Source organism: Streptomyces sp. NPDC043952, assembly GCF_056435325.1.
In genome coordinates this window covers 172,104-186,996 of sequence record NZ_JBWKES010000010.1, presented here as the reverse complement: position 1 = coordinate 186,996, position 14,893 = coordinate 172,104, and the positions used below count along the sequence as shown (strand labels likewise).

The window sequence follows — 14,893 nt, the reverse complement described above, 5'->3', positions numbered from 1 at the left end:
CGTCGGACCGGAACGCCGGCACCGCCCGGCTCAGGCCCCCCGCACCGCCGTTGCCCTCAGATGCCGGGCGAAGAAGCGGACCGCGCTGTCGGCCTCGAACCGCGGCAGCTCCTTGTGCCGGCCGGAGTTGGCGTGCAGCGTCTTCTCCGTCGAGGCGAAGGCGTCGAAGAGGGCCAGCGCGGACGCGCGCGGGATGTGCTCGTCGTCCCACTGCATGGCGTACTCGACGGGGACGGTGATCCGCCGGGCGGCCCCGGCCAGGGCGTCGGGCCAGTGCAGCCCGAAGACCGCGGCGGTGATCCGGGGATCATCCGCCACGAACGGCACGCCGATCGCGGTGGCCATGTTCAGTCCGAAGAAGCCGACGGGACCGCCGGTGCCGATCTCGGGCAGTTCCTGGAGGGCGTCCAGGGTCGCCCGCCACTCGGGGACGGCCCGTTCGGCGAGGTGGGCGTTGTAGCGGACGACGATCGGGCCCTCCGGCTCGCCCGCCGCCCGCGCCCGGTACAGCGCGGCGATCTCCTGCTCGTCGTGTGCCGTGCGCGGCCGGTCGCCGTGGCCGGGCGCGTCGACGACGGCGGCATGGAAGCCGCCGCCGGTGACGAGCAGCCGGGCGCGGCCCGTCATCGCGGGCCACCTCTTGTGCGTGCCGCCGCCGTGGCCCATGAACACGAGGGGGGCGCGCTCGGGGCCGGACGCGGGCGACCAGAGGACGCCGGGGACGCCGTTCACGGTGAAGTCCCGCTCGATCACGCCGTCGGACGTCGTGTGAGCGGTGAATCGCAATGTCTGCATGGGGTGTTGCCCTTCGGGAGTGCCTGGTCGGCAAGGCGCTCCCGGCGGCAGCTGCGTCAGCCGCCGGACCGTGACGAAGAGGGGAGCGCCCACACGGATACCTCGGTCATGGGTCTCACCTCCTCGCTCGCTCGCACGGTCGCCCGAAAGCTATCAGCCGGGGCGCCGCCCCGCTCCCCCTTTTCCGGCCGGGGCACGCTGCCGCAACGTCCGCCATCCGATCCCTGTGCGTGTCCCCGGAGTTACGGCTCGATAGCATCGGGCCGACAGCCGGAGAACGCCGAATCGATCAGGCCGGGACGGGGATACGCGCCAGTGGTGATGGGTGGGGCAGCACGGCTGCGGGTGCCGGTGGGGGCGGACGCGGAACGCTGGGTCACGCGGGCGGGATGCCGTCGTGTCCTCCTCGTGGTGCACAACGTGACCTCCGCGACCCGCCTGTTGGACGTGCTGCCCCTGTTCGGCGGCGATGTGCGGTTGCAGCTGTTCGCCACGTGCACGGGGTCCTCGCCGTTCCTCGCGGGCGTGCCCGAGCTGCTGACGGGGGTGGGGCTGCCCGTGCTGCCGTGGGAGCAGGCGAAGGAGACCACGTTCGACCTCGCCGTCTCCGCGAGCTACGGCGGCGAACTGGACGAGATCCGAGCCGAGTTGGTGATCCTGTCCCATGGGATGGGCTACAACAAGCGGCTCGCCACCCCCGTCGGCGCCGAACGGCGTTCGTCCTCACCGGTCTTCGGGCTCTCCCCGGACTGGCTGCTGCACCGCGGCCGCCCCCTCGCCGCCGCCACCGTCCTGTCGCACCCCGAACAGCTGGAGCGGCTGCGCGCCTCCTGTCCGCAGGCCGCGCCCACCGCCGTACTGGCCGGGGACCCCTGCTACGACCGGCTCATCGGCGCGCTCCCCCAGCGCGAACTCTTCCGGCGCGCCCTCGGGGTGGCGCCGGGGCAGAAGCTGGTCGTCCTCAGCTCGACCTGGTCGTCACGGTCCCTGTTCGGCGCCCTGGAGGCCGGGGCGGGCGCGGCGGACGACGCGGACGATCTGCTGCCCTGGCTGCTGTCCCGGCTGTCCACGGAGCTGCCGGCCGACGAGTACCGCTCCGTCGCCGTGCTGCACCCCAACATCTGGTACGGGCACGGTCCGGGGCAGGTCAGGTCCTGGCTCGACCACGCCCGCCGGGCCGGCCTGGACGCCGTGCCGCCGCTCGACTGGTGGCGGCAGGCCCTGATCGCGGCGGACTGCGTGCTCGGGGACCACTCCAGCGTCACGTACTACGCGGCGGCCATCGGCGCCCCCGTACTGCTCGGGGCGTTCCCGCAGGACGCGCTCGACCCGCACTCCCCGGTGGCCGCGCTCGGGCGTACGGCGCCCCGGCTGGTCCGGCAAGGCAGCCTGCGGGCGCAGATCGACGCGGCGATCACCGCCCACGAGCCGGACAGCTACGCGCACTTCGCCGAGCAGGCCAGTTCGTCGCCGGGCGAGTCGGCCGGGTTGCTGCGCCGGCTGTTCTACCGGCTCATGGGCCTGCCGGAGCCCGACAGCGCCGCGCTGCTCGACCCGCTGCCGCTGCCGCCCCACCAGCCGGCCCGCCGTACCACGCCCGTGCGGGTCTTCGCCGAGGTGGCCGACGGGCCCACGCCCGAGGTCACGCTGGTACGGCACCCCGTGTCCGGCGACGCCCCCGACCCGGCGGAGGGACTGGCGGCGCGGGCCGAGCTCGCGCACACGGCCGTGGACGAGGAGACTCGGGAGACCGGCAGGCTGCGCGTCGCGGACGTCATCCTGCGGCACGCGCCCGCGGACGACCCCCGGCTCGGGCCGCCCGCCGCCTGGACGACGGAGGCGCTGGCCCGCTACCCGTACTGCGCGCTGGCGGTCTACGCCGACGGACCGGACCGCTGTGTCGTCCGCACCCGCCAGGGCGACCTGCTGCGTCTGTCCGCGGCGCCGGGTCCGGACGGCCGGCCGGACCTGTGCGACCCGGCCGCGTACGCCTCGGCGCTCCATGCCTGGGTCGCGAGCGGCCGGAAGGTCTCCGAGGCCGTCCCCGAACTCGTGGTGCGCACCGGCGCGGTGGCGCGCCGGGTGACGGTCGAACGACTGTCTCCGGCCTAGTGGCTGACGAATCATCAGCCTGGGTCTCAGGTCTCCAGTGCGGCGAGGCGCGCGCGGGCCCGTTGTGCGCCGACGGTGTCCTCGTGCTTCTCGTAGTGCGCGGCGGCGGCCCGGAGATCCTCCGCGGCCCGCGCCGGACGGCCCGAGCGGTCGTGGCACTCGGCGCGCTGCTCCAGCACGTCGGCGAGCTGGAGCCCCGCGCCTTCCCTCGTCATGATCCCGGCGGCCTTGTCCAGGCAGACCAGGGCGAGTTCGAGGTCGCCCGCGCCGAGGTGGGCCTCGCCGAGGCTCATGTAGACACGGCCCTCGTTGTAGGTGTCGGCGCCGTCGGGCAGGGCCCGGAAGCGGACCAGCGCGTCGTTCAACCGCTCGTAGGCGGCGGGCAGTCGGCCCTCGCGGGCGAGGACCCGGCCGATGTGGTGCGTGAGGAGCGCGGTGGCGCGGGGCACGTCCCGCCATCCTTCCTCGCCCTCGCGGATACGGCCGAGGACCCGCTGGGCCTCCTCGAAGGCGCTCCGTGCCTCGTCGTGGCGCCACAGCTTGAGGTGCATCAGCCCGAGGGCTTCCAGGGCGGACGCCTGCCCGCGCGGGTGCCCGCACTCCTCGTCCGCGGCGACGGCCTGTTCCAGGGCCTCCTCCGCCTTGTCCGCCTCGCCCGCTCCCAGGTAGCCGAAGGCCAGTTGGACCAGCATGCGGCCGACCGCGCGCCGGTCGCCGAACTCCTCGGCGCTCCGGCGGGCCGCCTCGACGCCGCGCAGATGCGTGTCGATCCACTGGGCGTGGAAGCCGAGCCGCAGGTGCAGGCTCCACGTCGCCTCGCACAACTGCCAGACGAGGTCGTCGAAGCCGTGGTGATCGGCCGCGTGGATGACCGCCGCGAGGTTCTCCCGTTCGGCGCGCAGCTCGGCCAACGCCCGTGCGCTGTCGTCCGGTCCGGGGTCGGCCGGCGCGGTGAGACGGTCGTAGACGGGGCCGAGGTGCCAGCGCTGCCCGATCACCCGCAGGTCCGCGGCGGCCGCGAACCGCAGATAGGCGACCGCCACCCGGCGGACCGCCTCGCGCATCCGGCGCTCCCCGTCCTCGGCGACCGCCAGCTCGCGGGCGTGGGCACGCACGAGGTCGTGGAAGCGGTAGCGCTCCTCGGCGACCTCCTCCAGCAGATGGACGCGGGCCAGCTCCTCCAGCATGGCGCGGGCCGCGGCCTCCTCGACGTCCGCCGCAGGCCGGGCGCACAGGAGGTTCACGGTCGGCCAGGCCCATACCGCGAGCGCGCGGTAGAAGGCGGCGCACTCGGGGGTGAGTTCGCCGTACGAGACGTCATGGGCGAGCCGCACGGGGTCGGCGGGGCCGTACGCGCCGGTGTCTTCCATGGCGGCTCCTGTCCGGCTCGTGCCGTGCGTCCGGTCGAAGAGCCCGCGCGCCACGCGGTCCCAGGAGAGGTGTTCGCGCACGGCGAGCCCGGCGCCGGTGGTGCACACCGCGAGCGGGATGCCGCCGGTGCCCAGCGCGACGGCGCGCACGGCCTCCTCCGGAACGTCCGCCCGCGCGCGCCCGGCGACGCGTCGCAGCAGCAGCGCGGAGTCGCCGGGCGACAGCGGCCGCAGGGTGAAGGGATGCGCGCCGTGCTCGGCCACGACCCGGCCGAGCCGGTGCCGGCTGGTCACCAGGACGAGGCAGCCGGGCGAGGCCGGAAGCAGGGGGAGGACCTGGGCGTCGTCCAGCGCGTTGTCCAGGACGACGATCATGCGCCGGCCGGCCGTGCAGTCCCGGAACAGGTCCCGCTGGCGTGCCTCGTCGCCGGGGATGGCGGCGACTTTGAGTCCCTCCAGGAGGCGGACGAGCGCCTCGGAGGGGGTGAGGGCGGTCCCGGCGGAGGCGCCGGCCAGATCGACGAACAGCTCCCCGTCGGGGAACCGCTCGCCCAGCTCGTGTGCGCACCGTACGACGGTGGCGGTCTTGCCGATGCCGCCCGGCCCGGTGAGGATGGCGACGACCGGCGCGCCCGGCGACTGGCCGGCGTCGTCCAGCAGACCCTTGATCCAGGCGAGGACTTCCTCCCGGTCGGTGAAGGCCGCCGTCGCGGGCGGCAGCATCCGCGGCCGGGACGCTCCGGGCGCCACGGCCGCCACCGCGCGCGGCGCCAGCCAGGAGGCCTCCCGGACCCACTCCCGCACCTCGCGCGCGAACTCCGGTGAGCTGTGGGCGAGTTCGACCAGTTGTAAGGCGGCGTCGCGGCGCTCCGCCTCGGTGCGGGGCAGGGTGAGCACCTGCTGACCGGATGGCGTGCCCGGCTCGGTCCCGGCCCGGCTGAGCAGTCCGTGCAGCCGCTCCGAGATCCGTCTGCCCGCCTCGCCGCCCGCACCGGACAGCGCGCCCGAGGCGACCGTGCCGACAGCCGAGAACACCAAGTCCATCAACGGTTCCACCCAGCACTCCCCCAACTCGCCATAACGGCCATCGTATCGACAAAGGGGGAGGGAGAGGGGGCGGACGAGCGCAGGGAGCGGAGCGCCGGCCGGGCGCCGCGTGGACGCGCTCCACGGAGGGGCGCCGGCAGACCGGGGGTGAGCGGGATGTCGTACCGAGGCGGCGCCGACGCCCGTGAACGCCTTGCCGCGCATCGGGCGAAGTACCGGTGACCGTCAGACGGGGTTGCCCGCGGTCCTCACTCCGGTGCGAACGAGAAGCTGTTCCACGGCCCCGTGGCCCGGACCGCCTGGTCCGTCGCGCCGATGTCGAGGAAGTTGGACGCCCCACCGGCGGGCACGGTGCAGTCGGGGGTCGTGTACAGGAGCAGGCTGCTCTGGGTCTGGTTGGTGACCTGGGTGATGCCCTCGGGGAAGCGGTGGCAGCCCTTGACCGGGGGGTTGTCGAGGGTCTGGACGATCCGTCCGTTGTGCCGTGCCACGATCTGACCGGACGCCTGGTCCTGGCAGGCGGTGAGCGCGATGCCGAGCAACGCGAAACCGGTGAGCGCGGCCAGTGACCGTGAAGCGCGCATCGGGCCTCCTGTGCCAAGGCGGGTGCTGCCGGGGGACCTGGTCCCCCCACCACTATCCGTCAGAGTGCGCCGGCCCGCCCGGCGAGGGCGCCTATGCCGGGGACATCGCCTGTTCAGCGGCGCTGAGCAGTCCTTTCGGGTGCCTGTGTGGCCCGGCTGTCGCACCCGGTGTGCGGGGTGCGGCCGCCCACCCTTCACTGAGGGGAACGATTCGCTGCGAGGGCACGGGAGTCACCCATGGCAGGGCACTGGAGACGAGGCACGGCGGGCGCGGTGCTGGCCCTGGTCATGCTGCCGGCCGCCGGCTGCGGCCACGGCTCCGCGAACTCCCCGACCCCCGCCGAGCAGGCCGCCTCGGCCGCCTCCGCCGCCGCCTCGCTCGCGGCCCGCGGCGGCGACGCGCTCGCCTCGGCCTCGGCGGAGGCCGGCCGCAGGCTCGACGAGGCCAAGGGCGGAGTGAACGCCAAGGACCAGGTGAGCGTCGGCGGCGTCGCCGTCGGCGGCGACGGCCGGGCCACCGCCACGGTGACCGCGCGGAACACCGCCTCCTCCGCCAAGTCCTTCGCCGTGCAGGTCGACTTCACGGACGGCAAGGGCAATCTGCTCGACGTCGTCGTGCTGACGGTCAAGAACGTGGCCGCGCACGCCTCCGGCCACGGCACCGCGCGCAGCAACCGCAGGCTGCACGGCGAGGTACGGGCGGACGTGGGCACGGCCCTGCGGTACTGACGCCGCGCCCCCCTTTCACGAAGCACGCCTCCCCACGAACCGCACGGACCCCTGCCCGAACCCCCGACGCTGCCGCACGAGTGAACCGCCAAACGGGTGATCCGCAGCGGCCGCCAGCCCCGCGCGCCCAAGGATCAGGGCTCCAGCGGGCATTTCCGGCGAGTCGGGCGATTGGTTCGAAGTGACAGGCTTACGGTGCCCTGTCCACACTGAATTGGCGGTTCGTGATCAGGAATGTGCATCAACGATCCAGAACGTTCTCGAGGAGATCGAATGGTGGAGCAGTCCTCCGAGATCGATATAAGCGGGCCGGACGCATCCGCCCTCCCCGTGAGCGGCACCGGCCCGGACAGAACAGAGACCGAGAGCGGACTCGCGGACGCGCTGGCCGAGGTCGTGGGCACCGAGCAGGTGCCGGTGGACGGCCACTTCTTCACCGACCTCGGTGCCAACTCCCTGGTCATGGCCCAGTTCTGCGCACGCGTGCGCAAGCGGCCCGACCTGCCGTCCCCCTCCATGCGGGACATCTACCGGTACCCCACCATCCGCGACCTGGCCGCGGCCCTCACCCCGGCCACTCCCCCGCCTGACGAGGCCCCGGCCACCCCGACGGCGCCCGCGGCACCGGCACCCGCCGCACCCCCCGCCCCCCTGCCGCACACCAGCCGGCTGACCCACTTCCTGTGCGGGTCCTTCCAGTTGCTGGCCTTCCTCGCCTACTCGCTCGTCTCCGGCCTGGTCACCGGCACCGGCTACGAGTGGGTCGCCGACGGCAACGGGATCGCCGACATCTACGTACGGTCGCTGGCCTTCGGCGGCACCGGGTTCGTCGCGCTGTGCGTCTTCCCGGTCATCGCCAAGTGGCTGCTGGTCGGCCGCTGGAAACCGGTCGAGTTCCCCGTCTGGGGCCTCGCGTACGCGCGCTTCTGGCTCGTGAAGGTGCTGCTGCACGCGAACCCGATGGTCTTCCTCGCCGGGACCCCGCTGTACGTGCTGTACCTGCGGGCCCTGGGCGCGCGGATCGGCAAGGGGGTCACGATCCTGTCGCACACCCTGCCGGTCTGCCCCGACCTGGTGACGATCGGCGCCGGGACGGTGATCCGCAAGGACTCCTTCATCCTCGGCTACCGGGCGCACGCGGGGCGCATCCAGACCGGCCGGATCACTCTGGGCGAGGGCGTGTTCATCGGGGAGAAGACCACCCTGGACATCGACACCTCGATGGGCGACGGGGCACAGCTCGGCCACGCCTCGGCGCTGCACCGCGGTCAGACGGTCCCGGCCGGCGAGCGCTGGCACGGCTCCCCCGCCGAGCCGGCGTCGACGGACTATCTGCGCGTGCCGCCCGCCCGGTGCGGCACCCTGCGGCGGGCCTGGTTCGGCCTCGGCACCCTGGTCCAACTCCTCTTCGTCTACATCCCGTTGGGCGTCGGCGGGATGTACATACTGTTCACCGCGGTACCGGCGATCGGCAAGCGCCTCGACACGGACACCGAGGACCTGGCGCCGAGCCAGCTGCTCACCGACGCGCTGCTGCTCTCCCTGGTGCTGTTCGCCGGCTTCGTCGTCGTGGGCCTCGCCGTCCTGTACACGCTGCCCCGGCTGCTGCGGCTGGTCGTCCGGCCCGACCGGGTCTACCCGCTGTACGGTTTCCACTACGCGCTGCACCGTGCGACGGCCCGCCTGACCAACGTCAAGTTCTTCGCCTGGCTGTTCGGTGACAGCTCGTACGTCGTGCACTATCTGCGCGGGCTCGGGTACGACCTGTCGCACGTCGAGCAGACCGGCTCGAACTTCGGCACCGAAGTGCAGCACGAGACACCGCTGTTGGTGTCGGTCGGCAGCGGCACCATGATCGCCGACGGGCTGTCCGTGCTCAACGCGGACTATTCGAGCACGTCGTTCCGGCTGTCGCGGGTGTCGATCGGGCCGCGCAACTTCCTCGGCAACAACATCGCCTACCCGGTGGGCGGCAGGACGGGCGAGAACTGCCTGCTCGCGACCAAGGTGATGATCCCGCTGGACGGCGAGGTCAGAACGGGCGTGGGGCTGCTCGGCTCGCCGTGCTTCGAGATCCCGCGCTCGGTCGACCGGGACGCCCGCTTCGACCATCTGCGCGAGGGCGAGGAGCTGAGCACGCGGCTGCGCGCTAAGAACCGCTACAACCTGCGCTCGATGGCCTGGTGGCTGCTCGCCCGCTGGCTGCACGTCTTCGTGCTCACCCTGTTCGCGCTCGCCACGGTCGATCTGTACGGCATGGCGGGCCATATGGTGATAGCGGCCTATCTGGCGCTGACCCTCGCCTTCTCCACCGCGTACTACATCGTGCTGGAGCGCTGCATGACCCGGTTCCGCGGGCTGCGGCCCCAGTTGTGCTCCATCTACGACCGGGACTTCTGGCGGATCGAGCGCCTGTGGAAGGTCCCGTCGCAGTGGCTGAACATCTTCAACGGGACCCCCTTCAAGAGCCTGGTCTGGCGCCTGATGGGCGTGCGCGTGGGCCGCATGGTGTTCGACGACGGCTGCTACATCACCGACCGGACCCTCGCGGTCATCGGCGACGGCTGCACCCTCAACGCGGGCAGCAAGGTCCAGTGCCACTCGCAGGAGGACGGCACCTTCAAGTCCGACTTCATCAGGCTCGGCGCCGGCACCACGCTGGGCGTCTCCGCCCATGTCCACTACGGCGTGACGATGGGCGAGGGCTCGGAGCTGGTCGCCGACTCCTTCCTCATGAAGGGCGAGGAAGTGCCCCCGCACGCGCGGTGGGGCGGCAACCCGGCGGTGGAGATGCCGGCGGGCGACGCTCCGCCCGGCGCCCCCGTGCCGGCCGTGTCTACAGCCAACGCCTCTGCGGCGACCGTGAGTTGAGGAAGGCCATTCGATGGGAACGCGCGTGGAAGCGGACCGGGAGTTCTGGCAGCGGGTGCTGACCGCCGGCGGTGTCACCCCGGTGCCGCGCTGGGTGCGGGAGCCGGCTCCCGGCTCGGCCGAGCACGAGATGCCGGTGCCGGACGAGGTGGCGCGGGCGGTGCGCGAACTGGTCGGGCGCCAGGGCGTGCCGGTCAGCGCGCTGCTGCTCGCGGCGCACGCCAAGGTGCTGGCCGCGCTGTCCGGCGAGCCGGAGGTGGTCACCGGCTACACCACCGGCGTGCGCGGCGAGCCCCTGCCCTGCCGGCTGACCGTCCGCCCCGGCTCCTGGCGGGAGCTGGCGGCGGCGGCCGAGCACGCGGAGGCGCAGGTACTGGCGCACCGGGAGTTCCCGGTGGAGAAGCTGCGCCGCGAACTCGGCCTGACCGAGCCGCCGTACGAGGTGGTGTTCGGGCCCCTCGGGGCCGACGAGAACCACGCCGACGACGGTGTACTGCATGTGCGCTGGTCGGAGCGGGGCGGCCGGCTGCTGCTGCGCCTCGGGTACCGCAAGGACGTCCTGGACGCCGAGGCCGCGGCCCGGATCGGCGGCTACCACCTGACCGCCCTCCGGCTGCTGGCCGCCGACCCGGACGCCGACCACGGCGCGCGGAGCCTGCTGACCGACGACGAGGTGCGCGAGCAGCTGGAGGGGCTGGCCGGACCGCACCGGCCGCTGCCCAAGGCGCGGGCGCACGAGCTGTTCGAGCAGCGGGTGCGGACGCGTCCGGATGCGGTGGCGGTCGTCCAGGGCGAGCGGGAGTGGACGTACGACGAGCTGAACCGGCGGGCCAACCGGCTGGCGCGGGCGCTCGTCGAGCGGGGCGCCGGCCGGGAGGACGTGGTCGCCGTCGTCATGGAGCGGGGCCTCGACTGGCCGGCGGCGACGCTCGCGGTGCTCAAGGCGGGCGCCGTCTACCTGCCGATCGAGCCGCACTTCCCGGCCGGGCGGATCGCGGCAACGTTGTCGCGGGCGGGCTGCCGGCTGGTGCTGACCGAGTCCGGCAGCACCGCCACCCTGGACGAGGCGCTGGCCGCGGTGCCGGAGGCGCGGCGGCTGCTGGTCGAGGAGGCGTACGCGCAGCCGCACGCCGAGGACGACCTGCGACTGCGCGTGGACGAGGACCAGTTGGCGTACATCTACTTCACCTCCGGCTCCACCGGCGAGCCGAAGGGGGCGATGTGCGAGCACGCGGGCCTGCTCAACCACCTCTTCGCCAAGATCGACGACCTCGGCATCGGCGAGGACTCGGTGGTGGCGCAGACGGCACCGCAGTGCTTCGACATCTCGCTGTGGCAGCTGGTGTCCGCGCTCATGGTCGGCGGGCGGACCCTGCTGGTCGGGCAGGACGAGATCACGGACGTGGAGCGCTTCGTCGGCACGCTGGTCGACGGCCGGGTCACGGTGGCGCAGCTGGTGCCCTCCTATCTGGAGGTCGTGGTCTCGTACCTGGAGCAGCGGCCGTGTGAACTGCCGGACCTGCGCTGTGTGTCGGTGACCGGCGAGGCGCTCAAGCGGGAGCTGGTGCAGCGCTGGTTCGCCATCGAGCCGGACATCAAGCTGCTCAACGCCTACGGCCTGACGGAGACCTCGGACGACACCAACCACGAGGTCCTGGACCGGGTGCCGGAGCGGGTGCTGCTGGGGCGCGCGGTGAACAACGTACGCGTCTACGTGGTGGACGAGCGGCTGTCGCTGGTGCCGCTGGGCGCACCCGGCCTGATCGCGTTCTCCGGTGTCTGTGTGGGCCGGGGGTACGTCAACGACCCGGAGCGGACCCGTGAGGCGTACCGCACGGACCCGTACCGGCCCGGCGAGCGGCTGTACCTGGGCGGTGACTGGGGGCGCTGGCACCCGGACGGCAAGCTGGAGTTCCTGGGCCGCCGGGACAACCAGGTGAAGATCCGCGGCTTCCGCATCGAGATCGGGGAGATCGAGAACGCGCTGCTGCGGGTGGCCGGGGTGCGGGACGCGGCGGTGGTGGTCGCCGAGCGGGGCGGCGGCAGCAAACACCTGATCGCCTTCTGCGCGGGCGCGCCCCGGCCGGTGGCGGAGCTGCGCGAGGCGCTCGGCGCGGTGCTGCCCGCCTATATGGTGCCCTCCGCCTTCCACTGGCAGGACGCCCTGCCGCTGACCGGCAACGGGAAGATCGACCGCAAGGCGCTGACCGCGCTGGCGGCTCGGGCCGCGCCGGCCGCGGAGGAGACCCCGGCGGCGGATGTCCCGATCGGGCCCGCCGAACGGCGGCTCGCCGCGGCCTGGGCCGGGGTGCTGGGCGTACCGGTCGAGCAGGTGCGCCGCTCGGACCAGTTCTTCGACTCCGGTGGCACCTCGCTGACCGCGGTCAAGCTCAGCATCGCGCTGGAGCGGGCGGTGTCCCTCAAGGACATCACCCGGCATCCGGTCCTCGCGGACCTGGCCGCGCTGCTGGACGGCACGGGCACGCAGCACGGGGAGCTGCTCCAGCCGCTCGCGGAGGGGGGCGGCGCGGACGCGGGCGCGCTGGTCTGCTTCCCGTACGCGGGGGGCAACGCGGTCAACTTCCAGCCGATGGCGAGCGCGCTGGCCGACAGCGGGCTCACGGTCCTCGCGGTGGATCTGCCCGGACACGATCTGGCCGCGCACCAGGAGCCGTTCGTCTCCATCGCGCAGGTCGCCGAGCAGGTCGCCGCGGAGATCGTGGCGCGCGGGCTGACGCGGGTGATGCTGTGGGGCCACTCCTCGGGGGCGGCGCCCGCGATCGAGACGGCCCGGCGGCTCGCCGAGCGGGGGGTGCGGGTCGGCCGGGTGTTCATCGGCGCCCAGCTCCTCGGCACCGCGGACGAACGAGGCGCGGCCGTCGCCGAGTTGACCGGGCTCGGGGACGCCGAGATCGCGGCGCGGCTCACCGCGGACAGCGGCTACACCGAGCTGGCGGAGCTGAACGAGGCGCACGCCGAGCACATCGGCGCCGCCTACCGGCACGACTGCGTGGCCGCGCACCGCTACTTCCGCGCGGCCCTCCAGTCCCCCTCGCCCCCCAAGCTGGCCGCGCCGCTCACCGTGGTCGTCGCGGCCGACGACCCGCACACCGCGGGCGCCACCGAACGCCACCGGGACTGGCTGCTGCTGGCCGGCCGGGTGGAGCTGCACGAACTCACCGACGGCGGCCACTACTTCCCCCGCACCCGGCCGGCCGAGGCGGCGCGTGCCGTGCTGCGGGCCGCCGTACCCCTGGCCACGTCCTGAGCCACGCCTCCCCTCCAGACGGGCAACCGAAAGGAAACCGAGATGCCGTTCTCATCCCTGGCAGCGCCGCTCGAGGTGGAGCTGCGCCCGCACAGACCGGCGCTGCTGCGCGTCGACTCGCCGGGCGACGCCCCGGCCTGGGCGGGCGAGCACCGCGAGGCGCTGCGCGCCCTGGTGACCGAGCACGGGGCGCTGCTGGTCCGTGGTCTGGGACTGCGGGACGCGGACCAGGTCGGTGCCGTCTTCGCCCGGATCACCGGTGAACTGATGCAAGAGCGCGAGGCGTTCGCGCCGCGCGAGGCCGTCGCGCCGGGCGTGTACTGCGCCACTCCGTGGCCGGCCAACCAGCCGATGTGCATGCACCACGAGCTGAGTTACACGCTGGACGTGCCCTCCCTGATGCTGTTCGCGTGCCTGACCGCGGCCACGGAGGGCGGGGCGACGGCGGTGGCCGACGCCGAGGAGGTGCTCAGCGCGCTGCCCGCCTCGCTGACCGAGCGGTTCGAGCGCGAGGGCTGGCTGCTGACCCGCAGCTACAACGACGAGATCGGGGCCTCGCTCGCCGAGTCGTTCGGCACCGAGGACCGCGAGGAGATCGAGCGCTACTGCCGGGCGCAGGCCATCGAGTTCACCTGGGGCCCGGACGGCTCCCTGTGCACCCGGCAGCGGCGCAGCGCGGTGGTACGGCACCCGGTCACCGGCCGGCGCTGCTGGTTCAACCAGATCGCGTTCCTCAACGAGTGGACGCTCTCCCCGGAGGTGCGCGAATACCTCGTGGACATGTACGGCGAGGACGGGCTGCCGTTCAACACCCGGTACGGGGACGGCAGTCCGATCGGCGAGGAGGTGGTCGAACTGCTCAACTCCACCTATGAGGCGCACACCCGGCGCGAGCCCTGGCAGGCCGGGGATCTGCTGCTCGTGGACAACATCTCCACCGCGCACAGCCGGGAGCCGTTCAGCGGCGAGCGGCAGGTGCTGGTGGGCATGGCCGAGCCGCGCCGGCTCGCCGACGGCCGTCCGGCCCCGGAGGCGAGCGAGCGATGACCGATCTGCTGACGACGACCGCCGATCAGGCGGCGGGCGGGCCCTCGGTGCCGACGTTCTCGGTGATCTCCGGGCAACAGGTGCAGCAGGCCCTCACGGGCCGGGAGCGGGAGCTGGTGGCGCTGGTGGAGGCCACCTACCGGCTGCACGGCGCGGGCGACTCGGTGAACCCGCCGTCGTACTTCCTGCGCTTCCCGGACCGTCCGGACTCGCGGATCATCGCGCTGCCGGCCTCCATCGGCGGTTCGGTGCACGTGGACGGCCTGAAGTGGATCTCCAGCTTCCCGGACAATGTGCGCTCCGGGCTGCCGCGGGCCTCCGCGGTGCTGATCCTCAACGACCCTGAGACCGGCTATCCGTTCGCCTGTCTGGAAAGCTCCATCATCAGCGCCACCCGGACCGCCGCGTCCGCGGCGCTCGCCGCCGACTGCCTCAGCCGCGGCCGGAACACCCGGCCCACGCGGATCGGGTTCTTCGGCACGGGCCTGATCGCCCGGTACATCCACACCTTCCTGGCCGGCACCGGCTGGGAGTTCGACGCGATCGGCGTGCACGACGTGTCCGCCGCCAGCGCCGAGGGGTTCCGCGGCTATCTGCGCCAGAGCGGCGCGGGCGGGCAGGTCACCGTGCACGAGCGTGCCGAGGACCTGATCCGCGGCAGCGATCTCGTGGTCTTCGCGACCGTCGCCGGCAAGCCGCACGTCACCGATCCGGCGTGGTTCGACCACAACCCCCTGGTCCTGCATGTGTCCTTGCGGGATCTGGCCCCCGAAGTCCTGCTGGGCGCCGCCAACTTCGTCGACGACGTCGAGCACTGCCTGAAGGCCGACACCTCACCGCACCTGGTCGAACAGCTCACCGGGGACCGCGACTTCCTCAACGGCACGCTCAACGACGTGCTGTGCGGGCGGGCCGCGCCGCCGGCCGACCGTCCGGTGATCTTCTCGCCCTTCGGACTCGGTGTCCTCGATCTCGCCGTCGGCAAGTACGTCTACGACGAGGTACTCCGGGCGGGCAGCCTCCGCCTCATCGACGACTTCTTCCACGACCTGCGCCGGTACGGCTGAGGC

General features: G+C 73.2%; 9 protein-coding genes. 6 read left to right on the top strand and 3 right to left on the bottom strand.

The annotated features are described in order from the left end of the window. Nucleotides 1–30: 30 nt before the first annotated feature. Nucleotides 31–795 (bottom strand): alpha/beta hydrolase, encoded by a 765-nt coding sequence (locus tag AC069R_RS14970; RefSeq protein WP_478767222.1) that lies wholly within the window; start codon nt 793–795, stop codon nt 31–33. A gap of 321 nt (nt 796–1,116) precedes the next feature. Between AC069R_RS14970 and AC069R_RS14965 the strand changes: the two genes are divergently transcribed. After that, entirely contained in the window at nt 1,117–2,907 is a 1,791-nt protein-coding gene (locus AC069R_RS14965; protein ID WP_478767221.1) for a hypothetical protein, read from the top strand. A 26-nt stretch (nt 2,908–2,933) separates the two neighbouring features. Here the strand turns inward: AC069R_RS14965 and AC069R_RS14960 are convergent, their stop codons facing one another. Next, a complete protein-coding gene (locus tag AC069R_RS14960) occupies nt 2,934–5,321 on the bottom strand; it encodes a tetratricopeptide repeat protein (protein WP_478767220.1) in 2,388 nt (795 codons plus the stop codon). 251 nt (nt 5,322–5,572) lie between these two features. Then, nucleotides 5,573–5,908: a hypothetical protein gene (locus tag AC069R_RS14955; RefSeq protein WP_478767219.1), complete on the bottom strand. Its 336-nt coding sequence runs from the start codon at nt 5,906–5,908 to the stop codon at nt 5,573–5,575. A 237-nt stretch (nt 5,909–6,145) separates the two neighbouring features. Here AC069R_RS14955 and AC069R_RS14950 point away from each other — a divergent pair, with 237 nt between their 5' ends. The 5 genes from AC069R_RS14950 (at nt 6,146) to sbnB (ending at nt 14,890) form a co-directional block, all read left to right on the top strand. Then, on the top strand, nt 6,146–6,637 hold the full coding sequence (locus tag AC069R_RS14950; protein WP_478767218.1) for a hypothetical protein: 492 nt from the start codon (nt 6,146–6,148) through the stop codon (nt 6,635–6,637). Between the two features lie 273 nt (nt 6,638–6,910). After that, nucleotides 6,911–9,508 carry a Pls/PosA family non-ribosomal peptide synthetase gene (locus AC069R_RS14945; protein WP_478767217.1) on the top strand — a complete coding sequence of 866 codons (2,598 nt, stop codon included), beginning with the start codon at nt 6,911–6,913 and terminating at the stop codon, nt 9,506–9,508. A 13-nt stretch (nt 9,509–9,521) separates the two neighbouring features. Next, complete coding sequence (locus AC069R_RS14940) at nt 9,522–12,776, top strand: non-ribosomal peptide synthetase (protein ID WP_478767216.1); 3,255 nt, start codon at nt 9,522–9,524, stop codon at nt 12,774–12,776. A gap of 42 nt (nt 12,777–12,818) precedes the next feature. Next, nucleotides 12,819–13,823 (top strand): TauD/TfdA family dioxygenase, encoded by a 1,005-nt coding sequence (locus AC069R_RS14935; protein WP_478767215.1) that lies wholly within the window; start codon nt 12,819–12,821, stop codon nt 13,821–13,823. Beyond that, nucleotides 13,820–14,890: a 2,3-diaminopropionate biosynthesis protein SbnB gene (gene sbnB, locus AC069R_RS14930; protein WP_478767214.1), complete on the top strand. Its 1,071-nt coding sequence runs from the start codon at nt 13,820–13,822 to the stop codon at nt 14,888–14,890. Before AC069R_RS14935 ends, sbnB begins: the two co-directional genes overlap by 4 nt. The last annotated feature ends 3 nt before the right edge of the window (nt 14,891–14,893 follow it).

Excerpts from the sequence above, each read along its gene's own strand:
- AC069R_RS14960 (WP_478767220.1), bottom strand. The coding sequence starts at position 5,321 with ATGGACTTGGTGTTCTCGGCTGTCGGCACGGTCGCCTCGGGCGCGCTG.
- AC069R_RS14945 (WP_478767217.1), top strand. The coding sequence starts at position 6,911 with ATGGTGGAGCAGTCCTCCGAGATCGATATAAGCGGGCCGGACGCATCC.
- sbnB (WP_478767214.1), top strand. The coding sequence starts at position 13,820 with ATGACCGATCTGCTGACGACGACCGCCGATCAGGCGGCGGGCGGGCCC.
- AC069R_RS14940 (WP_478767216.1), top strand. The coding sequence starts at position 9,522 with ATGGGAACGCGCGTGGAAGCGGACCGGGAGTTCTGGCAGCGGGTGCTG.
- AC069R_RS14955 (WP_478767219.1), bottom strand. The coding sequence starts at position 5,908 with ATGCGCGCTTCACGGTCACTGGCCGCGCTCACCGGTTTCGCGTTGCTC.
- AC069R_RS14950 (WP_478767218.1), top strand. The coding sequence starts at position 6,146 with ATGGCAGGGCACTGGAGACGAGGCACGGCGGGCGCGGTGCTGGCCCTG.
- AC069R_RS14935 (WP_478767215.1), top strand. The coding sequence starts at position 12,819 with ATGCCGTTCTCATCCCTGGCAGCGCCGCTCGAGGTGGAGCTGCGCCCG.
- AC069R_RS14970 (WP_478767222.1), bottom strand. The coding sequence starts at position 795 with ATGCAGACATTGCGATTCACCGCTCACACGACGTCCGACGGCGTGATC.
- AC069R_RS14965 (WP_478767221.1), top strand. The coding sequence starts at position 1,117 with ATGGGTGGGGCAGCACGGCTGCGGGTGCCGGTGGGGGCGGACGCGGAA.